Genomic DNA, 25,576 nt, shown 5'->3' with positions numbered 1-25,576 from the left:
GGAAAACCGTGATTGTGCCGCAACCCTAACGGAGACAAACCCGTTTGGTGAGGTATCCAGTTACCTTGCCGTCCCATGGGTTTCACCGACACCCGGCTTTAGCGTTGGCGCAGTTTCAGTGCCGTCGACCGACATACCTCGGCGCTGCGACTCGAACGCTGTCGTTCTCCAGGAAGGCATGTCATGAAACGAAGTAGATGCGGTCGGTCGGTCAGCGCCGCGGTGATGATGGGCGTCTCGGTGCTCGCCATGAGTATGACCGGGGTCGCAGCCAATGCGAATCCCGATCCGGCGCCCACGGAGCAGACACTGGCCGACTACATCGCTGCGGGCCGGAAGGCGGCGCCGGTCGCCGATTCCGGCAGCGCGGGCAGTTCGGGTTCGGCCTGCACCTCGGGCAGCGGTGCGGGATCGGGCAATGGCTCCGGTGATTGCTACGGCGGCTCCGGTAGCAGCTCCGGATCGTCGGGCGGATACGCCAGTGACACAGTGGGTTACGGCCCGCCGAGCACAGCGTGGCTGGCCGCGTTCGGCTACGGTCTGCTGAATCCCGATGTCGCGCCGCCCGGCACCAATGACTGGAACTGCAAACCGACCGCCGAACATCCGCGCCCGGTAGTCGCACTGCACGGCACGTGGATGAACGCCTACAACGGGTTCGCCTACATGGGCCAGCCGATGAAGGATGCGGGCTTCTGCGTCTTCACCTTCAACTACGGACGTTCGAACCTGCTGGAAGGCGGCGGTCTCGGATCGGTGCTGCCCGGTGTGATGGGCACCGGCTACATCCAGGATTCGGCCAAACAGGTCGCGGCCTTCGTCGATCGAGTACTCGCCGCGACCGGCGCGTCCGAGGTCGATATCGTCGCCCACTCGCAGGGCGGTTCGTTGGCGAACTGGTACACCAAGTTCGAGGGTGGTGCGGCCAAGGTGAAGAATCTGGTCACCTTGGGCGCCACCCACCACGGCACCAGCCTCGACGGCATCGGCGCATTGGGCCGGGCCATCAATAACTTCGGTATCGACATTCTCGGCTTCATCGAGATCTTCGTCGGTCACGCGGGCATCCAGCAGACCATCGGCTCGGATTTCGTGAACCAGCTCAACGCCAACGGCGACACCGTCCCCGGCGTCGACTACACCGTGGTCGGAACTCGCTACGACGAGGTCACCAACCCCTACGACCTGACCTTCCTGAAGGCCGGTCCGGGCGCGACGGTCCACAACATCACCCTGCAGGACGGTTGCGAACAGGACCTGTCCGACCACCTGACGATGATGTACTCGCCGCGCGCGCTGTCGATCGCGCTCAACGCGCTCGACCCGGCCGGTCATCCGAATCTGGAATGCGCTTTCAACCCGTGGTTGATCGGCGGTGGTGGCAAGCTGTGACATCCGAGTAAGCGTGCGCCGCGGCCGAACAGGACGAACCCTGACTCCCCGAGCCTGTTCGGCGGGTGCGCCCACCGCCACGCGACCCCGTCCCGGTGATACGGATTCCTACCCCGCCTCCGTTTTCCGGGCGGTGCAGGCGCGTGGCGGCGTGCCCACCGAGCCGATTCCGCACAATCGGCCGGTGGGCATTCGGATGTCCGGACCCGGTGCGGGCGGTGGTGGTAAACGTTCAGCGAACTCCGGGACACCGGCGAGGAGATGCTGGTTCACTACTAGACGGCAGTGTGATCGGCACCATCTCGGGTGGGATAGGTACGCCGCCCGCGACCGTAGGCAACCGACGAGTGAACGGAGATATCGATGCCTGTTCGAAGCACACCTTGGTCCGAGGGCACCCCGTGTTGGGTCGACTGCCAGGTCGACGATGCGGTGAAGGCGAGCGAGTTCTACGCCGATCTGTTCGGCTGGACCATCGAAGGCGGCGGGGACGAGGCCGGCGGATATCTGATGGGGATGAAGGGCGGGCAGGCTGTCGCGGGGATCGGCCCCAAGCCGCAGGCCGGGATGCCCTCGGTATGGACGACCTATCTCGCCGCCGATAATGCCGACGCGATTGCCGAGAAGGTGGGCGCGGCGGGCGGCCAGGTGGTCATGCCGCCTTTCGACGTGCTCGACGCCGGGCGCATGTTCATCGGGGTCGATACCGTCGGCGCGGCATTCGGCATCTGGCAGGCCCGTGCGCACAACGGCGCAGCCGTCCACAACGAGCACGGCGCCTACTGCTGGAACGAACTGCACACCCGGCAGCTCGACACCGCGAAGAAGTTCTACGCCGATGTCTTCGGTTTCACCTACGCAGACGTCGGCGACGGCAAGAACATGATCTACGCGATGTTCACCCCGCGCGGCGGCGAACAGCCCGTCGGCGGCATGAACGACGACACCGTGATGCCCGGCGAGCCTATGCCGAGCTACTGGCTGACCTGGTTCCAGTTCGACGATGTCGACGCCGGGTTGACGCGGGCTGCCGAACTCGGCGCGAGGGTACTGATGCCCGCCTCCGACTCGCCCGCCGGTCGGATGGCAATGGTCTCGGCGCCACAGGGCGAGGTGTTCGGAATCATCGACACCAACGTGACGGTAGGCGCGATGCCGCAGTAAACGACCTTCGCCGAACGACTAACGAAATATTTGGGCATCGCGCTTGGTGTAGGACGCGATCGGTGTGGTCTCCATGCGTTCGATGCCGTCCAGTGTGGTGATCCGCTCGGTGAGGTAGGCGTACAGCTCTGCGGACTTGCGGAATACCGCGATCTCGATCAGATTGTGCTCGCCGGTGGTGGCGCCGATGAATGCTGCCTCGAAGTCGGAAGCCAAGGCTGTCGCCACAGTCTGGAGCTGATGTGGTACTACGCTCATCCAGATCACGCAGGAGACGGTGAAACCGAATGCGGCGGGGTCGATTTCGACGCTGAACCGCAGGATCCCGGCGCGTCGAAGCTCATCGAGTCGACGCCGGATCGCTGTTTCGGACCAGCCGACGCGGCGGGCGAGATCGGGGTAGGCGGTACGGCCGTCGAGTGATAGGGCGGCGAGCAGCCGGTGGTCGAGCTCGGTCAGCGATAGAGACTGTGTCGCGGCGGTATCCGGTGGTTGCAGTGCCTCGATTTGCGCGGTGGTCAGCGCGGAGGTGCGGCCGCGCCAGCGGCGGTTCATGAAGTGGTGCAGGAGCCGGTGCGCGGAGATATCGAGGATATCCCCGTGTCGGGCGAGTCCGGCCAGCGGTGCCGGGCCGTCGTCGGGAATGCGGAAGATGCACACGATTTCGGTGCCGCTGTCCACCACCGTCACCCAGGCGGTGTCCGGTCGCTGGGCGAGGGCGCGAGCCAGCGTAGTGGCGGCACTGGCTCGTACCGTGATTCGGACGATCCACTCGGCGGTAGCGATCGGCCCCGCGGCGGCAACGCCGGTGACTCGGACGAGTCCGTTGCTGCGCAGGCGGCCGTATCGACGGGCCACGGTGCGCGAGGAAACCCCCAGTACCTGGGCGATTGTGCTGTACGCGGCGCGGCCGTCGATCTGTAGTGCGTGCAGCAGTTGCAGGTCGAGATCGTCGAGGGTGTCCGAATCCACCCGATCAGGGTAGATAGATGTCCGAAAACGGCGTCGACCGCCCGATAAGCGGTCTTCGACGCTGTGTTCCAGCAGGGTCGTTCACATGAACGACGACATGGGCCAGCGGTACATCGGAGCCATCCACCACACCGGTCTCAAGGGCAATGACTTCGATGCGATGACGAGTAGATACCGGTCCTTCGGATTCACCTTGACGCCGCGGTCGCGACACCTGATGAGCCAGCGGCCGGGTGAACCGGCGATTCTGGGGTGCACCGCCAACGAATGCGCGGTGTTCGGCGGCTCGTACATCGAATTGTTCGGCATCGTCGATGCCGCGGCGCCGGACCCGTGGCACGCGAAGCCGCTGCCGGATGGATTCCGGATTCTCAATCTGGAGACCGACGAGGCCGCTGTGGTCAGCGCGCAGCTCATCGAAGCCGGGCTCCCCGCTTCCGGTGTGCTCGAGCTGGAACGTGACGTCGACACCGAGGACGGCGTGCGGACCATGCGCGCCCGCACGGTGCACATCGACCCGCGCAGCACGTCCGAGGGTCTGCTCGGCATCTCCCAGCACCTGACCCGCGAATATGTGCACCAGCCACGGTATCTCGACCATCCGAACGGGGCGCGCGGGATCGCGGCGGTGACGATCGTGGCCGCCGACACCGAGTTCGACGAGATCGTCGACCGCTACCGCCGCATCGTAGCGGTCGATCCGAGCATCGAGGGTTCGTTGACGGTGCTGGCGCACAAAGAGGTTCGGCTGGAGTTCGTTCGGGCGTCGGACGCCGGCCAGGTGCTGCCCGGCGAGCCGGTGCCTGCGTCGTCGTACTTCGCGGCGATGACCATCCGGGTCGATGATGTCGACCACGCGCGTCGGATTGTGGAAAGCGGTGGCACGCCGACTCGCACGACCGCGGCGGGGTTCTTTGTGTCCGCGCGCGACGCATACGGCGCCGGACTGGCATTCGTCGCGCAATGATCGTCGAGACTGCCGGGGGGAAGGTCAGGGGGAGTGTCGACGGTGCGGTAACCGCATTCCGCGGTATCCCTTTCGCGACTGCCGAGCGGTTCGGCGCGCCGCGCGCTCCGGCGCCATGGCCGGGCATCCGCGACAGTGTAGAGATCGGCCCGGCCGCACCGCAGTTGGCGTCACGGCTGGAGCGCGTCATGGGTCGGTTCACGGTTGCCCAGGCCGAAGACTGTCTGTCGCTGAATGTTTGGGCACCGGCCGGGTCCGGTCATCCGGTGCTGGTCTTCTTGCACGGCGGCGGATTCACCAGCGGCTCGGGCGGATTGGCCTGGTACGACGGTGCGGAATTGGCCGAGCACGGCGACATCGTGGTCGTGACGATCAACTATCGGCTCGGTGTTCTCGGATATCTGTGCCTGCCCGGGGTGAGCGAAGGCAATCTCGGATTGCTCGACCAACTGGCCGCACTGGAGTGGGTGCGGGACAACATCGCCGCGTTCGGCGGGGATCCGGCGCAGGTCACCGCTGCCGGGCAATCCGGCGGGGCGCTCTCGATACTCGCGATGCTCGCCGGAACCGCCGGACTTTTCCGGCGTGCGATCCTGCAGAGCACCCCTGTGGGTATCCCGCCCGCGTCACCCGAGGACGCGCTGGCGGCCGGGCGAATGCTGTTGAGCGAGTTGGGTCTTGCGCCGGACGAGCAGCGGCGATTGTTCGACGCTCCGGTGGCCGAGCTGCTCTCGGCGCAGTATGCGGTCGCGGCGCGGGTCGGTGGTGCGGCTCCGCCGTATCAGCTGGTCGCCGATGGTGTTCTCGTCAGCGACGACTTGGTGCGGTCGGTCTCTGCGGCGGGCATCGAGGTCCTGCTGGGAACGACAAAGGACGAGGCGGCGGCGATGGTCGCCGACGCAGCCGACACTGTGACCCACCAACTGTTCCGTGCTCCTACCTTGCGTTTGGCGGAAACCCTTGCCGCGCAAGGAAATAGTGCATGGCTCTACCGATTCGACTGGCATCCCGCGGGCAGCCCCTTCGGCGCCTGTCACTGCTTGGAACTGCCGTTCCTGCTCGGTAGTGCGGCAGCGTGGGCGCACGCACCGATGCTCATGGGCGAGCGGCCGCATGCCCTGGTCGAGGACATGCGCGAGCGCTGGATCGGCTTCATCCGCCACGGCGACCCCGGCTGGTCCCGTGCCACCGAACACCACATAAACACCTGACGAGTTCCTGCCGAAGGACACGACATGACCGCTCTGCAATGGCATCGCCCACTGATGCTGCTCGCCATCGCGATGGCGCTGCTTGTTCTCTTCTCGATCGGGGGCCTGATCGTCGACGATCGCGTGCTCACCGGACTGCCGATCTGGGCCAAGGCGGTGAAATTCGCGCTCTCGGTGCTGATCTACGCGGTTACCTGGGCCTGGCTCATCGCCCAGCTCACCCGCTGGCGGCGGATCGCCTGGTGGGCGGGCACGGTGGCGGCCGTCGGTCTCGGTGTGGAACTGGCCGTCATCGTGACCCAAATCGTGCGCGGCACCACCAGCCACTTCAACTTCACTACTCCGCTCAATGCAGTGCTCTGGGACACCATGGGGCTGTCCATAGTCGTGGTCTGGGCCGCGACGCTGGTCGTATCGCTGGTTCTGTTCCGCAACCCCACGCCGGATCCGGCACGCAACGCCGCGATCCGCTACGGCGCCGCACTGTCGCTGATCGGCGCGGCGCTGGGGATGCTCATGGTGGTGCCGACCCCGGCCCAACGCGAGACCGGCAGCGCCATCCAAGGCGCGCACACCGTCGGCCTGCCCGACGGCGGACCGGGCCTGCCGATTCTCGGCTGGAGCACCACCGGTGGTGACCTACGCATCCCGCATTTTCTCGGAATGCATGCGGTGCAACTGCTTCCACTGGTCGTCATCGCCCTGGAATTCGGTGCCCGCCGAATCCCTGCTTTTCGATCGGCCCGATCCAGGGCAGCGCTCGTGACCGTCGCGGCAGCAACCTTCGGTGGCCTGCTCGCCGTGCTGACCTGGCAGGCGCTGCGCGGACAATCCGTGGTGCATCCGGACAAACCGACACTGTTGGCACTCGCTGTAATCGCCACTGCTGCAACCGGATCGGCCACGATGATCATTCGGCGCCGACCGCGATTTACGCATCCGTCACCCGATCCGCTGACCGCGATCGGAGCGACTCGATGACCCGTGCGCTATTCGACCTCACCTTCTGGCCGGCCGTGCCCTTCTGGGCACTGATGATTCTGGCGCCGCGGTGGCGCCGAACGCCAACCATCGTCGCGTCACCGCTGATATGCGCGCCGCCGCTGCTGATCTACGCGACGCTGGTGCTACCGGAGTTCGGGCCGTTCCTGTCCGCTCTTGCCAACCCGAACCTGCCTGGGCTGCAAACAATTCTCGCCGGCAGTACGGGCGCGGCCGCGGCGTGGGCGCACTTCGTCGGATTCGATCTTTTTCTGGGCCGCTGGATCTACTTCGACAGCCGCGAACGCGGCATCCATCCCGTGCCGATCAGCGTACTGCTGCTGTTCACGATCTTGTTCGCGCCGCTCGGCGTACTCGGCTACCTGATCATCCGATTCCTCCCGGCATACCGACCGATACCGAACCAACCCACCTATGCGGAGACATAAATGGAAACCCTGATCTTTCTCCTGATCGTGCTGCTCGGGCTGCGCCTGGCGGGTCTACTGGGAGCCACTCGATTCACCGACTGGGTGACGTGCGCGGCGTATGCGCTCGCGGCGATGCTGGTGCTCACCGGCACAACACATTTCCTTCCCGACAGCCTCGCGAGCGGACCCGCTCCCACCCACAGTGATCTGCTGCCGATGGTGCCGCCATTCGTGCCATTTCCGAGTTTCATGGTGTACCTGACCGGTGTGCTGGAACTGCTCGGCGCGCTCGGTCTCGTCCTCACCAGAACCCGTCGACCCGCCGGGATCGGCTTGGCCGCACTGTTCGTCACCCTGCTGCCCGCCAACATCTACGCCGCCGTATCCGACATCCCGTTCAACGGTGCGCCGGCATCCCCGCTGTGGATTCGGATACCTGAACAGGTGCTCTACATCGCCGTGGCGGTGTGGGCGGCCGGGCTGTACAGCCCGAGCCGTGTCGAACGCGTCGACGTGGCAGCGGAACGCTGACCGGTGTTGTCACACCGAACGTTGGGCCTTTGTGCTGGCCAGGGTGCCAGCGGACGCCGAGAACGGTGGCGTGTATCGCGGGTTGTGTCGTATCCCTAGGGGTGTCGGACGCATTCGTGAGGTGTCCAGTTCCGGCCGATGTTTGCGGAACATCGTTCTTCTCCGGTTTTAGCGTTGGCGCAGTTTCTGTGCCGCTGACGAGTACAAACGGTGCGAGTCGACGAACGCCAGGGTTCTGGAGGATGTGAACAATGAAGCGAAGTCCCGCCGGACGGACGGCTGCGTCGGTTGCTGATTCGGGCCGATCGAGGGGTGAAATACGTTGCTGCCCTTGGCTGCACGCGCTGGCGGCGCTGGCGGCGATGTTCACTGTGGGTGTGGTTGCGGTACCGTCGGCCGCGAATGCTGATGCGCCGTCGTCGATCACCGGATCGTGGGCCGAGGATGATCGCACGGTGCAGTTGCGGGTGTATTCCGCTGCTATGCAGCAAGACATCATGGTGAAGGTGCTGCGTCCGGCAGATCGGTCGACGCCGCGGCCCACGTTGTATCTGCTCAATGGTGGTGGGGGTGGGCAGGACAGTGCGACCTGGCAGAAGAACACCGATGTGCTGAAGTTCCTTGCCGATAAAGACGTGAATGTGGTTCAGCCGGTGGGTGGCAAGTGGAGCTACTACACCGACTGGCGTGCGCCGGATCCGAAACTCGGTCTGTACAAATGGAAGACGTTCCTCACCGAGGAGTTGCCGCCGCTGATCGATGCCGAACTCGGTACCACCGGCATCAACGCGATCGCGGGGCTGTCCACCTCGGGCACATCGGTTTTGCAGTTGCCGATCGCGAAACCCGGTCTGTACCAGGCGGTTGCGGCCTACAGCGGTTGCGCCCAGATCAGCGATCCGATCGGGCAGCAGTTCGTGAAGCTTGCGGTGGAGGGATGGGGCGGGGGCGATACGGTGAATATGTATGGGCCGCCGAATGATCCGATGTGGGCGGCCAACGACCCGTACCTGCATGCCGAGCAGTTGCGCGGCATCCACCTGTTCATCTCGACGGGGACGGGTGTTCCTGGCATGTATGACCGCTACAACGGCAGTCATATGCAGCCCGGGCCGCGCGGGTTCTTCAACCAGCTGGTGATCGGCGGTGTCATCGAATCGGCGGTGAACTGGTGCACCCAGAACCTGCGCACCGAACTGGATCGGCTGGGCATCCCCGCCACCTACGACTTCCAGCCCACCGGGACGCACTCGTGGGGCTATTGGCAAGAGGCACTGAAGACTTCGTGGCCCGTGCTGGCCGCGGGGCTTGGCATTCCCTCCTGATTGCGTCGGTGTCAGGTTCGGTATGTGCGCGCGACCAAGGCGGAGCGCAGATACCAGAGCCCCGACGGCTGTGACGGATCGAAGCCGGTGAGTTGTCCGATGCGCTTGAGTCGGTAGTCGACGGTATTGGTGTGCACGTGCAGCACCCGGGCGGTGCGCTGGCGGTTGAGGTTATTGGCGATGTGGCGCTGCAGGGTCTCCAGCAGTTCGGGGTGTTCGTCCAGCGGATCCAGCAGCGAACCGAGGTATTCGCGGCCCGGGCCCGGCCGGGTGAGCTGGTATTCGAGGGCGAGTTCGTCGAAGCGGTACAGCCCGGCCACCGCCTGCAGCCGTTGCACCATGTCGAGGAGTTCGTGAGCCTGGTCGGCGGCGTTCGGAATCTGTTCCGGCGTGGCCACGACCATGGTCGCCGTAATGCCGACCTGCGCGGCGTGCGAGAGCCTGGCCACCACGGCGTCGAACTCTTCGTTGTCGAATTGGGCCGAGGGGATCAGCACGGTGCCGCCGTCCACACTCAGCAGCGACAGCGCGCTCGCACCGCATTGCGTGGCGAGTTCGGCCTGCAGCCGACGCAACTTGCGCCGGGCCACCACTTGGGCGTCGAGCATCGGATTGTGCTCGTCGCGATGGGGTGGAATGGCAACGGCGAGAACGTCGTACGACTCCGCGATGGCGATGCCGCATTCGCGGGCCATGGTCGAGGTGCTGTGGCCGCCGAGCAGCGCGGAGGTGAGGGTGTGCACGGCGGTGTGGTGCTCGCTGACGACGGCGCGCAGCTCGCGGATGTAGGCCACCGAGATCGCCGAGGTGAGCTTGTCGAGCAGTTCGATGACCATCTTGGCGCCGTCGACGAGATTGTCGTAATCCTTGATCGTCGCACTGGAAACCACCAGTTCGAGGCCCATCTGGAAGCCCTCGTGGATGGAATGCAGGATGGTGTCGATCGGCACGCCCTCGCGGGCCCAGCCCGCGGCATGGTCCTCGAGCCGCTGCACCTTCTCCGGGATGTCCTTGCCGTCGAGCATGCTGACCGCGATCTCGAGGCAGACGCGGGTGCTGGCGGTGAAGTCGCCGGTGATGGCTTCCCCCGGCATCGTCGCGCACGGGATGACGTTGTCCACGAAGTGGCCGACCATCTGTCGGGACAGCGCGCGGACGTCCTTGAGCGGGGACGACATCGGCTTGCCCGAAAGGGTCAGGGTCGGCCTGGTCGAGTGGTCGACGGACATTGGCGACTCCTTTTTGGCCACGGGTGTAGCTGTGTGGAGCATTCACAGTAACCGTGCGAGGTGAGGTGTGGACCGGTTCGCTTGGTTCTGTGAGAGTGCGCTACCCGGGTGGTCGGGCGCTTGTGACCGGTCACAGTGCTTCAGAGGGGCTACCGGCGGGTAATGAGAGCCGTCACATCCGCCGCTGGGACCAGAAGTTAGCCGGGAGTTCGGATGCTGTGCGTGTCCGGCTGCATGACGTAAAAACGCGGTTACGCGACTTTGCATTCGACTCGGGAATATGTTAGCGATCAATTCAAAACAAAAGTACCGATAGGTCGGTTCGGAAACTCTGCTGTCCGCTCAGTGAACCGGGTATGAACAGCGAATATATTGATAAATGGTCCCGTGCCGCGACCGATAGTCGAATTGACGAATTGTCTGTGACCGCGAATAGAGGAACGGATTGTCTCAGACGCTGACTCGTCGGGCCCCATTTTCGGTGGGTGTATCCGAGTTTTGCGTACATTGTCTGGCTGCATTAGCGCAATAGTTGCTGAAAGTTCGAACCGGCTCTGAGTCGGCGCTATTCGCATTGCCAGTCGTAAATCAGCGGTGTACAGATGTGTGCATGCACCACTGTGATTGCCAACAGTTGTGCGCATGGACGAGATATTGGACGTGGCAGTCCTGATTGCCGTATCGGAGGGCAAGTGATCGCAGTCCCGGCTGACGCTGGATTCCGCGCTGAGCAGCAAAGATTCATGGTTTACGCGACGGAGTCGATGTTCTGTACCCGCGTCGCGCGCACTGCAGACGCGGTAGGTTCGAGCGCGTGGGAGGACGTGCGATGACCGGGTTGAACGATGTCGGCACACGGGTGCGCGGACTCTTTTCGCGAGGATTGCAGGTCCCGTCGATCGATGTGAATACGCCGTTGCTGGATTATGGCTTGGACTCGGTCCGGTCGGCCGAACTCGTCATCGAACTCGAGCGCACGTTCGGTATCGAGATCTCCGATGCGGAGGCTGCGACACTGCACACCGCGCGCGACGTAATCGACTGTGTGGTCGCCAAGTCTGCCGCCGACCGGCACTCTGGTATCGGGGCATAGATCGTGTCGGCAGGTGTTGTGTTTTCGGAACAAATAAATTCTTCCGCCATTGTTTCCGAAGACGAATTATTCGATGATTTCGCCCGGCACAACCGCCCCGGACTGGCTCGGCTGCTACGTGCCTGCCACCTGGATGTCGTGTATGTGGGTGCTGAAAGTGACCATCTGATCCGGCCGGATGGCACTCGAGTATTGGATCTTGTCGGCGGTTTCGGTGCGGCGCTGTTCGGGCACAACCATCCGGCGCTGGTGCGGGTGGCGACGGCCCGGCTGAATCAGCAGGCGCCGTTCGTCTCCCAGGGCAGTGTCCGGCCCGGGGCCGCGCGGCTTGCCCGAAGGCTTTCGGAGGCGGTGGCCGCCGGGAGCGGTCGCGAATACGTGGTGACGTTCGGGTCCACCGGTGCCGATGCGGTGGAGGCGGCGATCCGGCATGCGGCGGTGGCGCACGCCCGCGACCTCGGCGATCTCGAGACCGAACTGCGGCGCACCCTGCGCCGGGTTCGGCGCGACGGTCTGCACGATGTTCGTCCGATTACCGTTGGCGACAACGGATCCGACGACGATGGCCGATCGGTCGCGGAGATTCTCACCGAATCGCTGCGCGAGGTCGACGAATTGCAGCGGCGCGGACCGGTTTTCGTCTCGTTGACCGGTGCCTTCCACGGCAAGACCGCCGGTGCGTTCGCCCTGACCGAGCACGCCGATACGCCCGCGGACCTGGTGGTGCCTGGTCCCGAGCGGCGCAGGCTCGCCACGTGGGAACCGGACGCGGTGGCGAATGCGTTCGCCGATGAACTGCGGCCGGTATGCCGGATTATCTTCGACGGCACGGGTCGGCCGGTGCGGTCATGGACCAGGATTTCGCCGATCGCCGCGGTATTCGCCGAGCCGATCCAGGGTGAGGGCGGCGTCCGCGAGGTTCCGGCCGCGACCCTGCGGGCATTGCGGGAGTTGGCCGATCGGCACACGGCGGCCCTGGTATTCGACGAGATCCAGTCGGGCATGGGGCGCACCGGAACCTTCCTCGCCTCGTCACCGTCGCAGGTGAGCGCGGACTACTACCTGCTCTCGAAATCGCTGGGCGGCGGGCTGGTGAAGATCTCGGCGCTGCTGGTCGACCGGCAGCGCTCGATCGCCGACTTCGGCCGCTACCACACATCGACGTTCGCCGATGACGATCTGTCCTGCGCGGTTGCCGACGCCGCGCTGGACCTGCTGCGGGACAACCAGATCCGCATCTGCGATACCGGCGCGCGGCTGCGCTCCCGGCTCGAGGCGGTGGCACGGCGCTGGCCCAAGGAGATCGTCGCCGTGCGGGGGCGCGGGTTGCTGCAGGGCATCGAACTGTCGCCACTGGAACCGGCATCCGCGCTGCTGCGCGAGATCTGCGATCCGGAGCTGTTCGGATACGTGGTGGCGGGGTATCTGCTGCACGTCCACCGGATCCGTATGCTGCCAACGCTTTCCGCACCAACGACACTGCGGATCCAGCCCTCGGCCTTCCTCGCCGACGCGGAGCTCGATCGACTGACGGCAGCGCTCGACGATCTAGCCGCACTGCTGCACCGCGGCGACTACGTCCGGCTGCTCGCACACTTGGCCGCACCGGTCACTACGAATTGGCCGGTGCCGGAACGCCGATCACCATCGCGGCGGCGCACCCACGACGTCGCCCGCGATTGGAACGCCCCGACCAGGGTGGTGTTCCTGGCCAATCTGCCCGATGCCGCGGATCTGCGCAGATTCGCACCGGAGTTGGCCGAATGGTCCGACGGCCAATTCGCCGCACTGTTCGAACGGCTGCGCGGGGTGGCCGAACCCTTCGAACTGACCAGACAGCTCGTCACGTCGCCGACCGGCGCCGTGGTCGAGGTATGCCTGATCGCGGTGCCGATTTCGGCCGAGCAGATCATCGAATGCCAGCGCGCCGGACATCGCGCTTGGTTGCGTGATCTTGTGCTGGAGGCAGTGGAGCAGGCAATTGCCTTGGGCGCCAGCGTAATCGGACTCGGCGGGTACACGTCTATCGTCACCGACGCCTCGCGCGATATCGTGGAGGACACCGTCAAGGTGACCTCGGGCAATTCGCTCACCGCGGCCTGCGCCTACGAGGTGGTTCGTGCCGAACTCGCCCGCCTCGAACCGGGCCGGCGCCGGATCGGCATCCTCGGCGCGCTCGGCAATATCGGTGCCGTGATGGCGGAACTGCTTGCGCCGCTCGCGGATTCGGTGACCCTCGTCGGGCGCGCCGGATCGGCGTCCCGGCTCGAGCGGGTGGCCGCGGGCCTGCCCGGCGCGGTGACGGTCAGTGAGGACCTGACCGCCCTGCGTACCTGTCGCATCGTCCTCACCGCCACGAATTCGGCCGTGCCGGTGGTCACCGCCGAAGTACTGGCCGACGACCATCCGGTGCTCGTGGTCGATCTCGCGGTCCCCGGCGATGTGGATCTTGCGGTGCCCCAGCAACCGAATATCACCCTGGTCTCCGGCGGGCGCATGGCGCTGCCGCTCGGCCAGACACCCCCGTTTCCCGAAACCGGGCTGCCCGCCGGGGTCGTCTACGCGTGTATGGCCGAAACCGTTCTACTCGGTTTCGAACCGCGCACCGCGAGTCCGTCCTACGGCGGCCTGACCGCGGCAGGCGTGCGTGCCGCCCGCGACCTGGCCGCCCGTCACGATGTGCGCCCGGTTCTGCTTCCGACAGGAGCTCCAACCGTGTCCGAAACTCCCACCGCAGCCACCCCCGTCCCGATGTTCCTCGGTGCGGCCGATTTCGCACCGGACCGCGCCGGCGGCAAGGCGGGCACCCTGCACGAATTGATCGTGGCCGGATTCGAGGTGCCGCCCGGATTCGTCGTCACACCCGATCTCGACCTGGCCGAAGTATCCGATGACGATCTGACCGGCTGGGTACGAGCGCTGGGCGGCTTCCCGGTCGCCGCGCGTTCGAGTGGCGTGCTCGAAGACCTCGACGACGCGAGTTTTGCCGGTCAGTACGAATCGTACCTCGATATCACCGATGTCGCGGCCTTGCGCGTTCATATCGAGCAGTGCCGAGAATCGGTGCACAACGAGCGAGTTCGCACCTACCTGGCCCGGCGCGGCTATCACGAGGCCGACGCGTCGGTCGCCGTTCTGGTGCAGCGCATGGTCGACGCGCGTTGTGCCGGTGTCGGTTTCAGCATCGACGCGCTCACCGGCATCGAGGACCACGCGGTCGTCGAAGCCTGCCGGGGACTCGGCGAACGACTCGTCTCCGGACAGGTCACACCGACCAGATACACGCTGCGACTGTTCGACGGCACCGTGGTCGAGCGGGACGCGGGCGATGAGGATGTCGAGCTGAATGCCACCGCCACAGCGGAACTCGCGGCCCTCATGCTCTCGGTGCAGGCGCACCGGCACCGCCCGCAGGACATCGAATGGGCCGTCGACGGCGACGGGAAACTGTGGCTGCTACAAGCGCGAGCCATTACCGCGATCAGCTGGCGCACCGATATCGACCAGTTCTCCGACGCGGATCTGCGCGACGGCGGCGTCTCGGCGCGGGTCTGCACGCCGATGATGTTCTCGTTGTACGACAACGCCTTCCAGTACTCGATGCAGCAGTTCTTCGAACGGTTGAAGCTCGCCGAACCGGGCGCGGAACCGGACTGGATGGCCATGTACTACGGCCGCGCCTACTGGAATGTCAGCGCGGTGAAGAAGTGCTTCTTCCGCATTCCCGGCTTCGACGAGCAGCATTTCGACGACGACCTCGGTGTGCTCAACGACTACGGGCCCCACGGTCCGCACCGCACTCCGACGAATGCGAAGACCATTGCCAAGGCGCTGCCCGCGGCGCTGGCCGTGCAGAAGAGCTACCAGGATCAACTGGCGGCGGTCGATGCGTTCGCGGCGGAATGGCCCGCGAAATACGCGGTGTGGCGCGAGCGAGTACGCGAACTGCCGCACACCGACGAGGCCACCTTCGTCGCGGATCTGGTGGACTGCCTGCTCACCTTCCACGCCGCCACCGAGCGCACCTACTTCACCACCATCTACAACAACTCCAGCGTCCAGACCGACTTCAAGCAACTGCTCGACAAGGTGGATGCCGCGACCGACGGGACCACCGCGGCCATCGACTTGATGGGCGGGCTCGCCGATATCAGCCATATGCAGCTGCAGCGCGGCATCGTCGAATTGCACAGGGTGGCAGGCGATCACGGCCTGGACAGTTCCGAATGGACGAAGGCGCTCGATGCCTTCCTCGACGAGCAGGGCTTCCACGCCGACGCGGAACTGGATCTCACCAGCCCGCGCTGGTCGGAGGCGCCCGAGCGGGTGCGCTCGATGATCGCGGTCATGCTCGAACACGGCACCCCGCCCGCGGACCCCGATGTGACGCTGGTGGATCAGCGCAAACGCTACGAAAACGAACTCGCCGCGGTGCGCGCCCGGGTGCGGGCCAAGCCGCTGGCGCGGGTGAAACACGCCAAGGCATTGGATAAGCATATCGAGCGGATGCGCCGATATCTCGTTGCGCGCGAACGCATGCGGGAGTTTTCCTCGCAGTGCTATGCCATTGTGCGCGCGTATGTCGTGGAGGCCGGGGTGCGCCTGGCTGCGGCGGGGACGCTCGAGCAGGCCGATGATGTGTTCCAGCTGTCTATCCACGAGCTGTGTGATCTCGCGGCCGGGCGGGCGGATATCTCGACGCTCGCACCGCAGATCGCTTATCGCCGTGCGGTTTACGCGGGCTATCGGGATCTGGTGCCACCGCATGAGCTGGGTGGTGGTGTCACCGTGGGCGCGGTCCGCGAGATCGGCGACGGCGATCTGACCGGGCTGGGTTGCAGTCCGGGCATCGCGGAGGGCACCGCTCGGGTGATCACTTCGCTGGCCGATATCGACCAGCTGCGCGAAGGGGACATCCTCGTGACTCGGTTCACCGATCCCGGGTGGACGCCCGCGCTCGGGCTGGTTTCCGCCGTGGTGACCGAGGTGGGCGGGATGCTCTCGCACGCGGCGGTCATCGGACGCGAATACGGCATACCAGCGGTGCTGAATGTCGCGGGTGCGACGACCGCGATCCGCTCGGGTCAGCGGATCCGGGTCGATGGCGGTGCGGGGGTCATCAGCGTGCTGGAGACCGTGGTCTCGTCCGAGCCGGTTGCGCCGCCGTCCGGTTCGGACAACGGGCAGGAACTCGATGTCGTCACAGATCCCGAGCGGTCGCGGGAGCGTCTGCGGCCGGTCCCCGACGAGCGCCCGGTCCCCGACGAGCGCCCGGTCCCCGACGAGTGGCCGGTCCCCGACGAGCTGCCGATCAGTGAGCCGAATGAGCCCGCCCCGCCGAAGCCTGCAGTGCCATTGCGACCCACCGAACCCATGCCACCGCCCCCGGAGCGCCCACGCCCGGCGGCCGCCAGAACGGATGAACCACTGACCGCACGCAAACGCCTGATCTGCATCGCCGGTGCCGACGGATCGGGTAAGACCACCCAGGTGGCCCGCATCGCCGCGGAATTCGAGGCGCAGGGCCAAAGCGTTGCCGCCGTGACCATTTGGGACGCATTCCTGGATCCGAAGGTCTCCTCGAAGCTGCCGTGGCGCAGTCCGGCCGAGATCTACGGCTACCTGAAACTGCTGTCGCCGCTGAGTCGCGCGCACTTCCTGTTCCATGCCATGCAGCTGTCCTTCGACCTCGCCGCCGAACGCGGCCCGGACATCCTGCTGGCAAATGCCTACTGGTACAAGTACTTCGCCACCGAGGTCGCACACGGCGGCGATCCGGCGGTGCTGCGCAAGCTGGCGTCGGGATTCCCGGAACCGGACCGCACCTTCTACCTCGCGGTTAGTCCGCAGGATGCGTTGGGGCGCAAGCAGTTGCGCAGCGACTACGAGAGCGGCTACGGCGACGAGGAGACCTTCCTGGCCTTTCAGCGGCGCAGTCACGATGCGCTGGAAGCGTTGTCGGAGGAGTTCGGCTGGATCCGTCTGGACGGCACCGATACACCCGCCGACATCACGAAGGCTGTGCTCGCCCAACTGCGGGAGGACGACCGGTGACCCGTCGCGTCGCGATTGTCGGCATCGACGGTGCCGGCAAGTCCTCGGTCATGGCACGGCTGCGCGAATTGGCTCCGGGCGCAGGTGCTTTCGCCTCGATGACCTGTCCGGACTTCCACAACACCCGGAATGTGCCGCTGACGGATCTGTCCGAGCAGCTCAAGGCCTTCAGCGTCGGATGCGATGAAATCGGCAGCCTGGAAATGAAGGCCACCGCGATGTATCTGCAGATGACGCTGTTCGGTCCGGTGGAGCGGCACTTCCTGACCACCTGGTCACCGGATGTGCTGGTATTCGAACGGCATCCGCTGATCGAATTGCTGGTCTACGGGCCGCTGTATGTCGCGCTGGCCCGCCCCGAATGGAACGGTCACGATCGCGCCGAGGAGATCACCGCCGTGCTGGAACGCCACCGGCCGGGCACGTTCGACGACATCCTCGCCTGGCAGGGGTCGGAATCCACGCGTCTGGGCAGTTCCCCGGATATCTGGGAGCTGCTGTCGGAGATCGCGGATCTGGTGTGCCGGGATGTGACCGAATCCGTTCCCGGCTTCGCCGACCGTTTTCGCACCACCCTGCCCGACGCGGTGCTCTGGCTGGACGCACCGCCGGAACAGGCAGCGGCACGGTGTGCGGAACGTTCGGGGAACGGGCCGAAGGAGGCCCATGAAACAGCAGAGCGGCTCGGAGCCCTGCGTGACGGATATCTACAGGTGCGCGACACCCTCGCGGCGGCCTTCCCCGAAGTGGGATTCCACCGCATCGACACCGGCGACGGCGTCGATCTCGAGGAGTCGGTCCGCGCCTGCGTGACGGAAGGGAAGTTACTCGGGTGAGTACACAGGCAGATACCCCGGCCACCGAGACCGAGGCGCGGGTGCGCGCCATTGTCGGTGAGGTGCTGTGGGTTTCGGCGGACGAGATCGACGCGTCCGCGCAATTGATCGACTACGGATTGGATTCGCCGACCGCGATCGAGCTGACCATTCAGCTGGAGCAGGCATTCGGCATCGTCATACCGGAAGACGCTGCGGCGCAGTTGAATACGGTCGGCGAGATCGTGCGATACGTACGGGGTGAACAGTGACGGAATTGGTTCCCCAGCATCCGACGATCGTGCATGCGCTAATGGCCAACGCCGAGCGTGGCGCATCGGCACCGTCCACGATTTTCGTTCCGGAGCGCGGCGACGCCGACGGTGAAATCGCCTGGCGACACGAAGATCTCGCGGCCGCCGCGGGACGCACCGCGGCCGCACTGTCCGCCGAGGGGGTCGAGCCGGGAGATCGGGTGATGCTGTGTCTGCCCACCTCGCCGGAGTTCGTCACGGCGTTCTTCGGTGCGCTGATGCTCGGCGCGGTGCCGACCGCGGTGGCGACACCGAGCGGGTTCGGTTCGGCGGATATCTTCCGCGACAAGTTCACTCGGCTGCTCGGCTATCTGGAACCCGCGGCGGTTGTCGCGACGCGGTCGGTGCTCGCAGGGGGAGCACTGCCGGACACCATGGCCGCCATCGATGGCGATGTGCTGCACGCCTGGGCCTGTTCGCCGGACGCGCCGACGTTGGCGCCCAGACTTCCCGAACCGGGAGATCTGGCGTTCATCCAGGCGACCTCCGGTTCGACGGGCACACCGAAAGGTGTGCAGATCACCCACGCGAATCTGGCCGCCAACTGCGAACAGATCGCACAGGCCGCCGCGATGGGAGTGGGTGACACCTGGGTCGGCTGGCTGCCGCTACACCACGATATGGGGCTGATCGGCGGATTCCTGACGCCGGTATTCCGTGGCATCGACGCGGTGCTCATGCCGCCGAGCCGATTCCTGCGCAGTCCGGGGGATTGGCTGCGTGCGGTCAGCCGGTATCGCGGAACATTCACGGCGGCACCGAATTTCGCATACGGATATGCGGCCGCCCGGGTTACCGACGCCGAACTCGACGGCGTCGATCTGTCGAGCTGGCGGTTCCTGTTCTGCGGCGCGGAGCCGATCCATCCGCCGACCGTGCAGAGTTTCGTCGACCGGTTCGCGGCCTGGGGACTGCCGAAGAATGCATTGGTGCCCTGCTACGGCATGGCCGAGGCATCCCTCGCGGTCACCGTGAATCGCCCGCACGCGCCGGTCGCCTACGACTCGGTGTCGCGCCGGGCGCTCACCGGAAAAGGTGTGGCCCTGGACATTCCGGAAGACGACCGCGATGTGATGCATATCGTCGACTGCGGCGCACCGCTGCCCGGTACCGAGGTACGCATCGTCGACGAGGACGGCGCGGTGTGCGGTTCGGACGTGGTCGGCCGCATTCAATTCCGCGGCCCATCGATGACCATCGGTTACTTCCGGCTGCCCGAAGAGACCGCGGCCGCCACTCGGGACGGCTGGTGGGACACCGGCGATATCGGCTACCTGCGCGACGGCCGGCTGCGCATCACCGGCAGGCATAAGGACCTGATCATCATCCGCGGCGCGAACTACCTGCCCACCGATTTCGAGCTCGCCGCACAGGAAGTCGCGGGTGTGCGCCTCGGTGGCGTCGCGGCCGTCGGTCATGCCGATACCCGAGGGCTCTCGGAGGAACTGCATCTCATTGTCGAATCGGGTGCGGAGGCGACCGAACACGATGCGTTGCGCCGAGCGGTGCGGGTCGCGGTGAGCAAGCGCACCGGTGTGCTGCCCGCTGGGGTTCGGGTGGTGCCGCCGCGCAGCATTCCGAAGACCACGAGCGGCAAGGTGCAGCGCGCCGAGGCCAGGCGGCTGTTCCTGGCCGAGGACGATCTGGTCGGTGCCGGAGGCGCGGCATGAGCGAACGCGGCCGCAGGCTCGGCGGTCCGGCGCTGCGACATCCGCTGGGTGCGTATCCGGACTACCGCGCCGACCCGCTCGCGCTGTTCTACGAGCAGGCCGTCGCGCACGGCGGCAGCGTCCGGCTGCGGCTGGTGCATCAGCAGATGCATCTGCTCGTCGAGCCGGAGCACATCAATCAGGTGTTGGTCACCAACGCGGCCAAGTACGAGAAGGGCATCAGCTATCAGAGTCTGAACTACCTGCTCGGCCCTGGGCTCCTGACCAGCGGCGGTGAACTCTGGAAACGTCAGCGCGCCTTGATCAAACCCGCATTCTCCCGCCGCCACGTCGATACCGAGATTCCGCTGATGGTCGAGTGCGGACAGCGGATGCTCGATCGCCTCGATGCGTACGCCGCGACGGGCGCGGCCTTCGACCTGGTCCCCGAGGTGATGGGTTTCGCGGCCGATGTGGTGTGCCGCGCGGTCATGGGCTCCGATATCGACGGTGTACTGCCCCAGATCGAAGACGATGTGCGCGGGGGTGTTTCGTGGGTAATGCGGCATATGGCCGCACCCATCCAAGTCCCGCCGAACGTGCCGATCCCGGCCAATCGCCGCTTCCAGGGTGTTCGCGAACGACTACATCGCGTGGTGGACAGCGTCATCCAGCGTCACCGAGAAGCCGATGCCGAAGCGACTTCCCTGCTGGCCCGATTGCTCGCGGCCCGCGATGACGCCGGGCACGCCATGGATGACGCGCAACTGCGTCACGAAGTGCTCACCTTCCTGCTCGCCGGACACGAAACCACCGGCGGCGCGATGGCATGGACCATGTACGAGCTGGCCCACAACCCGGCGGTGCTCGCGCGGGTACGCGACGAGATCGATATCGCCCTCGCACTGACCGACGGTGTCGACCGGGCGCTGCCCGCGCTGGAGCTGACCGGGCGCGCGATCGACGAGGCCATGCGTCTGCATCCACCCGCGTGGGCATTCAGCCGCACCGCCGTCGAACCGGACAGCTTCGACCGCTTCGATCTGCAACCGGGCGCGATCGTGGTGATCAGCCCGTTCGTGAACCACCGCTTCCCCGAATTCTGGGATTCACCACTGACCTTCGATCCGGACCGGTTCACCAAGGAACAGACCAAGGCGCGCCCGCCGTACCGCTACTTCCCGTTCGGCTGGGGCGCACATCTGTGCGTCGGCCAACATATGGCGCTGATGGAGGTGCGGGTGGGCATCGCAATGCTGTTGGCCCGCTACGACATCGAACTCGTCAACGGGATGCGGGTGCGGGAGAACCCGGAGATCTCCAATACCCCCGATCCGGTACTCGTGCGGCTCACCCGGCGTGCGCCCGCGGTGCCGACGGCCACGACCATGCAGGAGGCCGCGCAATGACCGGAACCACCGTCAGCGATACCGCACTGGCCGCCGATGCGACGATGGCGCCGCAAGTGGGCGCCAAGGCAGCGAATCTCGGCAGGCTCGTAGCGGCTGGCTACCGGGTGCCACCGTTCGTGGTGCTGAATGCCGCCGCGTGTGCGCGCATCCTCGAACCGATCCGTGGCTCCATCGCCGACGCGCTGGATTCGCTCGATCACACCGTTCCGGCATCGTTGCGTGCGGCGTCGGAGGAGATCCGCACGATCATCCTTGCTCAGCCGATCCCAGCGGATATCGACACCGAGCTGGGCGCGGACGTGCGCGAAATCGTTGATCGCACACCACAATCCGGTGCTCGGCTGGCTGTGCGTTCCTCCGTGAGCGGTGAGGATTCGGCGACGGACTCCTTCGCGGGCCAACTCGATACCCTGCTGAATGTCGCCCCGGCGGACGTATCGGCGGCGGTGCTGGAAGTGCTCGCCTCGGCCTACTCGGAGCGGTCACTGTTCTACCGAGCACACCGTGGACTGGACAACACCGAGATCGACTGTGCCGTCCTGGTGCAGGCGCTGATCGACAGCGCGGTCTCGGGCGTCGCCTTCAGCTGCAACCCGCAGACCGGTGACCCGGGCGAGGCCGTCGTCTCGGCGGCACTAGGTCTGGGCGAAGGTGTGGTTGCCGGAACCGTGGAGTGCGATACCTATTTCGTCGACACCGCCGCGTGCACGATCGTGTCCCGTTCTGTGGCGGAGAAGCAGAGCCGGGTCGTGGTTGCGGCCGATGGTTCCGGCACGGTCATCGAGCAGATCGCCGCCGTCACCGATCCGGCACTCACCGACGCGCAGGTAGTCGAACTCGTCGATACCGCAACGGGATTGGCCGAGGCCTTCGGCGCGCCACAGGATGTCGAATGGGCCTATGACGCCGAGGGCGTGCTGTACCTGCTCCAGGCCCGCCCGATCACCGCGACCGGTGCCCGCGAAACCATTTTCGACAATGTGAATGTCGCCGAGTCCTATCCCGGTCTGTCCAGCCCGCTGACCTTCTCGATCCTGCGGAACGCCTATGAGCAGGTGTTCCGTGCCTGCCACAAGGATTTCGGCGCAACCGACGCCATCGTCGACCGCAATGCCGCGAGCCTGTACCCCTATTTGGTCGGTACCGCACACGGCCGCATCTACTACAACATCAGCAACTGGTACCGGCTGTTCCTGCAGATACCGGGCATGGAGTTCGCCATCGAAGCCTGGGAGGCGGCACTCAATATCGAGAACCGCTACCAGCGGCCCGCCGCGCCGAAACGCGGGCCGGCACGGGCGAAGATGTATCTGCTGCGCTTGCGTATCGCCGCCATCATCACCGTCGGCTGGCTGCGGCTACCGCGGCGGCTGCGCGCGTTCTTCACCGAACTCCAGGCCTTCACCACCGATCTGGACCACCGGCTCGACCCGGAAACACCGGAGCGGGAACGGGATCCGGAAGCACTACTGGAGTGGATGGAACGCTGCCTGCACGAACTCGTACCCGCCTACGCGGTGCAGATCTTCAATGACTTTCTGGCCCAGCAGATGTTCCACGTCGTGGGTCTGCTGCTGGAACGCGAAGGCCTCACCGAGCCGGCCGCCATCACACTGCGCAATGAATTGTTCTGCGGCGAAGAAGGTGTCGACAGTGTCGACCCGGTCCGCTCGGCGCTCGCACTGACCGCAACGGTCCGGGCGGATGCCGCGCTGCGTGAGCTGTTCGAGGGGCCACTGGAACCGCACGAAGTGTGGAAAGCTCTGGCGCAGCCGGAGTTCGCCGATTTCCGCGGTGCATGCCTGCGGCATATCGCCCTGTTCGGCGACCGGACCGTCGACGAGCTGAAGCTGGAAACCGATCCGCTCGGCGAACATCCGGAGCGACTGGTTCCTATGCTGCGGAACTACCTGCGTGGCGGTCAGAACATCGACGAAATGGCGGCGCGCGAGAAGCAGATCCGGCGCGACGCGGAGCGCACCGCGGCCAGGTTGTTCCGTGGAAAGCTCCCGCAACGGTTGGCATTCCGGTTCGCACTCGGCCGGGCACGCGAGCATGTGAAACAGCGCGAGAATATGCGGCTGGGTCGCAGCCGCTCCTTCGGCCTGGTGAAACGGGTATTCCGGGAATACGGCAGGCAGATGCACGCGGCCGGACTGCTCGAGGATCCGCGCGACATCTTCTGGCTCACCTACGAGGAGATCGCGGCTCTTACCCGCGGGACCGCTGTCGATACCGATGCGGCGCGCACGGTCGCCACACGCAAGAGCGATCATGAGCGCTGGCGCATCGAGCAACTGCCGTCACGGATCGTCACGGCAGGAATCGCGGCCGTCGGCATCAACGATCCGGCCTTCGACCATCCGGCTCCCATCGGCGATTCCGGCAGTGTGCTGCACGGAATCGGTTGCGCGCCGGGCCGAGTCGAAGCTCCGGCACTGGTGTTGACCACGCCGGAACCGGATGTGGTCGTCGACGGTCAGATCCTCGTCGCAGCCAGTACCGATCCCGGTTGGGTCTTCCTGATGGTGGCGGCCGGGGGATTGGTCAGCGAGAAGGGCAGCCCGCTTTCCCATACCGCCATTATCGGCCGTGAACTCGGCATTCCCACCGTCGTCGGCGTTCCGGGCGTCACCCGGCTGGTCGCCAGCGGGGATGTGCTGATTCTCGACGGCAAGGCCGGGACCGCAACCATCGTTCAGGAACACACCTCATGACATCCACCGCAGCAGCACCGCACGAGACCGCGCACGGCGAGAACTTCAGCCTCGAGCACTACCTCGATCCCGCCGCGCACACTTTCGAACAGCGCTTCGAGGAATTCCGGCCCTATGTCGCGAACGCGCGCGGCACCGGATTCGTCCTGCGTGAGATCACCGGGCCTGCGGGTCCGGTCGTACAGGTCCGCGATCCCGACGGGGGCGCAGTCCGCGACCTGATCATGTTGGGGTCGAACAACTACCTCGGCCTCGGCAACGAACCGGAGATCGTCGAGGCCGCCGTCCGGGCTGTGCGCGAATTCGGTGTCGGCCATGGCGGACCGCCACTGCTCAACGGCACCACTTCGGTGCACCGGCGGCTGGAAGAACGCCTCGCCGAGACCAAGGGCTGCGAATCCGCGCTGGTGTTCTCCTCCGGCTACGCCGCCAATGTGGGCTGGGTGACCGGCCTGCTGCGCAAGGGCGACATCCTGCTCTACGACGAGCAGAGCCATGCCAGCCTCTATGACGGCATCCAACTGGGGCGGGTCCGCTCGATGGCCTTCGAGCACAACGATCTTCGGCATCTTCGGCACCGGCTCATGCAGATCCGCTGGCGCAATCCGGGCGCGAATATCGTGGTCGCCGTCGAGGGCGTGTATTCGATGGACGGCGATATCGCACCGCTGCCGGAGATTCGGGCGCTGTGCGATTCGTTCGGAGCCTGGCTGGCCATCGACGACGCGCACGGCACCGGTGTGCTCGGGACGAACGGCCACGGCACCGCCGAACATTTCGGCATGGGGGCCGGATCGGTCGAGCTGTACATGGGCACCTTCTCGAAGGTGTTCGCCACCACCGGCGGTTTCGTGGCCGGGTCGAAGGATCTGGTGGACACACTGCGGTTCTTCGCGCGCTCGTACATGTTCTCGGCATCGCTGGCCCCCGCGGTCGTCGCCTCGGTACTCGCCGCCATCGATTTCATCGATGCGCATCCGGAGCGAGTCCGCCAACTGCACGACAATGTCGACTACTTCGTGCGGGAACTGCGTCGAATGGGTTTTGCGGTCGATCCGCAGACCGCGATCATCCCGATCCTGGTGCCGCAGCACCTCGCCGTCGCCGAGGTCGTTGCGGCGCTGCACGCGGAGGGTGTATTCGTCAACGGCGTCGAATTCCCGGCCGTCCCACGCGAACAGCAGCGACTGCGGGTCAGCATGATGGCCACGCTCAGTCGCGATCAGCTGGATTTCGCGCTGGAGAAGATCTCGGCCGTGGCTCGCCGCTTCGCCTTCCATCCCGAACAAATCGGCACGATCGAAGAAGGAATCCGCTGA

The 25,576-nt window shown here is 65.7% G+C and carries 18 protein-coding genes; 16 read left to right on the top strand and 2 right to left on the bottom strand.

All coding sequences use genetic code 11. The features are described 5' to 3' along the window. The first annotated feature begins 183 nt into the window (after positions 1-183). Both OIE68_RS13535 and OIE68_RS13530 read left to right on the top strand, forming a co-directional pair. Positions 184-1,392: an esterase/lipase family protein gene (locus tag OIE68_RS13535; RefSeq protein WP_327099730.1), complete on the top strand. Its 1,209-nt coding sequence runs from the start codon at positions 184-186 to the stop codon at positions 1,390-1,392. A 363-nt stretch (positions 1,393-1,755) separates the two neighbouring features. After that, on the top strand, positions 1,756-2,556 hold the full coding sequence (locus OIE68_RS13530; protein ID WP_327099729.1) for a VOC family protein: 801 nt from the start codon (positions 1,756-1,758) through the stop codon (positions 2,554-2,556). A gap of 18 nt (positions 2,557-2,574) precedes the next feature. Here OIE68_RS13530 and OIE68_RS13525 read toward each other — a convergent pair whose 3' ends face one another. Continuing rightward, entirely contained in the window at positions 2,575-3,528 is a 954-nt protein-coding gene (locus OIE68_RS13525) for an AsnC family transcriptional regulator (protein WP_327099728.1), read from the bottom strand. An 85-nt stretch (positions 3,529-3,613) separates the two neighbouring features. Here OIE68_RS13525 and OIE68_RS13520 point away from each other — a divergent pair, with 85 nt between their 5' ends. The 6 genes from OIE68_RS13520 to OIE68_RS13495 all read left to right on the top strand — a co-directional run bounded on the left by OIE68_RS13520 (position 3,614) and on the right by OIE68_RS13495 (position 8,974). After that, positions 3,614-4,495 (top strand): VOC family protein, encoded by an 882-nt coding sequence (locus OIE68_RS13520; protein ID WP_327099727.1) that lies wholly within the window; start codon positions 3,614-3,616, stop codon positions 4,493-4,495. Beyond that, entirely contained in the window at positions 4,492-5,706 is a 1,215-nt protein-coding gene (locus tag OIE68_RS13515) for a carboxylesterase/lipase family protein (protein ID WP_327099726.1), read from the top strand. The genes OIE68_RS13520 and OIE68_RS13515 overlap by 4 nt, the downstream gene beginning before the upstream one ends. Positions 5,707-5,730: 24 nt before the next feature. Next, on the top strand, positions 5,731-6,687 hold the full coding sequence (locus tag OIE68_RS13510; RefSeq protein ID WP_327099725.1) for a hypothetical protein: 957 nt from the start codon (positions 5,731-5,733) through the stop codon (positions 6,685-6,687). Further along, entirely contained in the window at positions 6,684-7,136 is a 453-nt protein-coding gene (locus tag OIE68_RS13505; RefSeq protein ID WP_327099724.1) for an ABA4-like family protein, read from the top strand. Before OIE68_RS13510 ends, OIE68_RS13505 begins: the two co-directional genes overlap by 4 nt. After that, complete coding sequence (locus OIE68_RS13500) at positions 7,137-7,649, top strand: hypothetical protein (protein WP_327099723.1); 513 nt, start codon at positions 7,137-7,139, stop codon at positions 7,647-7,649. A 362-nt stretch (positions 7,650-8,011) separates the two neighbouring features. Continuing rightward, positions 8,012-8,974, top strand: coding sequence for an alpha/beta hydrolase (locus tag OIE68_RS13495; protein WP_327101658.1), 963 nt, complete (start codon positions 8,012-8,014; stop codon positions 8,972-8,974). Positions 8,975-8,985: 11 nt separating this feature from the next. On the opposite strand, the gene OIE68_RS13490 is transcribed toward OIE68_RS13495, so the two are convergent. Then, on the bottom strand, positions 8,986-10,203 hold the full coding sequence (locus tag OIE68_RS13490) for a helix-turn-helix domain-containing protein (RefSeq protein ID WP_327099722.1): 1,218 nt from the start codon (positions 10,201-10,203) through the stop codon (positions 8,986-8,988). Between the two features lie 829 nt (positions 10,204-11,032). Between OIE68_RS13490 and OIE68_RS13485 the strand changes: the two genes are divergently transcribed. The 8 genes from OIE68_RS13485 to OIE68_RS13450 are packed head-to-tail and all read left to right on the top strand — an operon-like array spanning position 11,033 to position 25,576. After that, positions 11,033-11,296, top strand: a complete 264-nt coding sequence (locus OIE68_RS13485; protein WP_327099721.1) for an acyl carrier protein — start codon at positions 11,033-11,035, stop codon at positions 11,294-11,296. A gap of 18 nt (positions 11,297-11,314) precedes the next feature. Continuing rightward, positions 11,315-17,350: an aminotransferase class III-fold pyridoxal phosphate-dependent enzyme gene (locus OIE68_RS13480; RefSeq protein WP_327099720.1), complete on the top strand. Its 6,036-nt coding sequence runs from the start codon at positions 11,315-11,317 to the stop codon at positions 17,348-17,350. After that, positions 17,347-18,186 (top strand): hypothetical protein, encoded by an 840-nt coding sequence (locus tag OIE68_RS13475; RefSeq protein WP_327099719.1) that lies wholly within the window; start codon positions 17,347-17,349, stop codon positions 18,184-18,186. The genes OIE68_RS13480 and OIE68_RS13475 overlap by 4 nt, the downstream gene beginning before the upstream one ends. Continuing rightward, positions 18,183-18,437 (top strand): acyl carrier protein, encoded by a 255-nt coding sequence (locus OIE68_RS13470; RefSeq protein ID WP_327099718.1) that lies wholly within the window; start codon positions 18,183-18,185, stop codon positions 18,435-18,437. The genes OIE68_RS13475 and OIE68_RS13470 overlap by 4 nt, the downstream gene beginning before the upstream one ends. Beyond that, complete coding sequence (locus OIE68_RS13465) at positions 18,434-20,149, top strand: fatty acyl-AMP ligase (protein WP_327099717.1); 1,716 nt, start codon at positions 18,434-18,436, stop codon at positions 20,147-20,149. Before OIE68_RS13470 ends, OIE68_RS13465 begins: the two co-directional genes overlap by 4 nt. Beyond that, positions 20,146-21,537: a cytochrome P450 gene (locus tag OIE68_RS13460; protein WP_327099716.1), complete on the top strand. Its 1,392-nt coding sequence runs from the start codon at positions 20,146-20,148 to the stop codon at positions 21,535-21,537. The genes OIE68_RS13465 and OIE68_RS13460 overlap by 4 nt, the downstream gene beginning before the upstream one ends. After that, entirely contained in the window at positions 21,534-24,257 is a 2,724-nt protein-coding gene (locus OIE68_RS13455; RefSeq protein ID WP_327099715.1) for a PEP/pyruvate-binding domain-containing protein, read from the top strand. The genes OIE68_RS13460 and OIE68_RS13455 overlap by 4 nt, the downstream gene beginning before the upstream one ends. Further along, positions 24,254-25,576, top strand: coding sequence for a pyridoxal phosphate-dependent aminotransferase family protein (locus OIE68_RS13450; RefSeq protein ID WP_327099714.1), 1,323 nt, complete (start codon positions 24,254-24,256; stop codon positions 25,574-25,576). Before OIE68_RS13455 ends, OIE68_RS13450 begins: the two co-directional genes overlap by 4 nt.

Source organism: Nocardia vinacea, assembly GCF_035920345.1.
GTDB classification, from domain to species: Bacteria; Actinomycetota; Actinomycetes; order Mycobacteriales; family Mycobacteriaceae; genus Nocardia; species Nocardia vinacea_A.
This window is presented reverse-complemented; position numbering and strand designations above follow the sequence as displayed.

Excerpts from the sequence above, each read along its gene's own strand:
- OIE68_RS13535 (WP_327099730.1), top strand. The coding sequence starts at position 184 with ATGAAACGAAGTAGATGCGGTCGGTCGGTCAGCGCCGCGGTGATGATG.
- OIE68_RS13530 (WP_327099729.1), top strand. The coding sequence starts at position 1,756 with ATGCCTGTTCGAAGCACACCTTGGTCCGAGGGCACCCCGTGTTGGGTC.
- OIE68_RS13520 (WP_327099727.1), top strand. The coding sequence starts at position 3,614 with ATGAACGACGACATGGGCCAGCGGTACATCGGAGCCATCCACCACACC.
- OIE68_RS13515 (WP_327099726.1), top strand. The coding sequence starts at position 4,492 with ATGATCGTCGAGACTGCCGGGGGGAAGGTCAGGGGGAGTGTCGACGGT.
- OIE68_RS13510 (WP_327099725.1), top strand. The coding sequence starts at position 5,731 with ATGACCGCTCTGCAATGGCATCGCCCACTGATGCTGCTCGCCATCGCG.
- OIE68_RS13505 (WP_327099724.1), top strand. The coding sequence starts at position 6,684 with ATGACCCGTGCGCTATTCGACCTCACCTTCTGGCCGGCCGTGCCCTTC.
- OIE68_RS13500 (WP_327099723.1), top strand. The coding sequence starts at position 7,137 with ATGGAAACCCTGATCTTTCTCCTGATCGTGCTGCTCGGGCTGCGCCTG.
- OIE68_RS13495 (WP_327101658.1), top strand. The coding sequence starts at position 8,012 with ATGTTCACTGTGGGTGTGGTTGCGGTACCGTCGGCCGCGAATGCTGAT.
- OIE68_RS13490 (WP_327099722.1), bottom strand. The coding sequence starts at position 10,203 with ATGTCCGTCGACCACTCGACCAGGCCGACCCTGACCCTTTCGGGCAAG.
- OIE68_RS13485 (WP_327099721.1), top strand. The coding sequence starts at position 11,033 with ATGACCGGGTTGAACGATGTCGGCACACGGGTGCGCGGACTCTTTTCG.
- OIE68_RS13460 (WP_327099716.1), top strand. The coding sequence starts at position 20,146 with ATGAGCGAACGCGGCCGCAGGCTCGGCGGTCCGGCGCTGCGACATCCG.
- OIE68_RS13455 (WP_327099715.1), top strand. The coding sequence starts at position 21,534 with ATGACCGGAACCACCGTCAGCGATACCGCACTGGCCGCCGATGCGACG.
- OIE68_RS13450 (WP_327099714.1), top strand. The coding sequence starts at position 24,254 with ATGACATCCACCGCAGCAGCACCGCACGAGACCGCGCACGGCGAGAAC.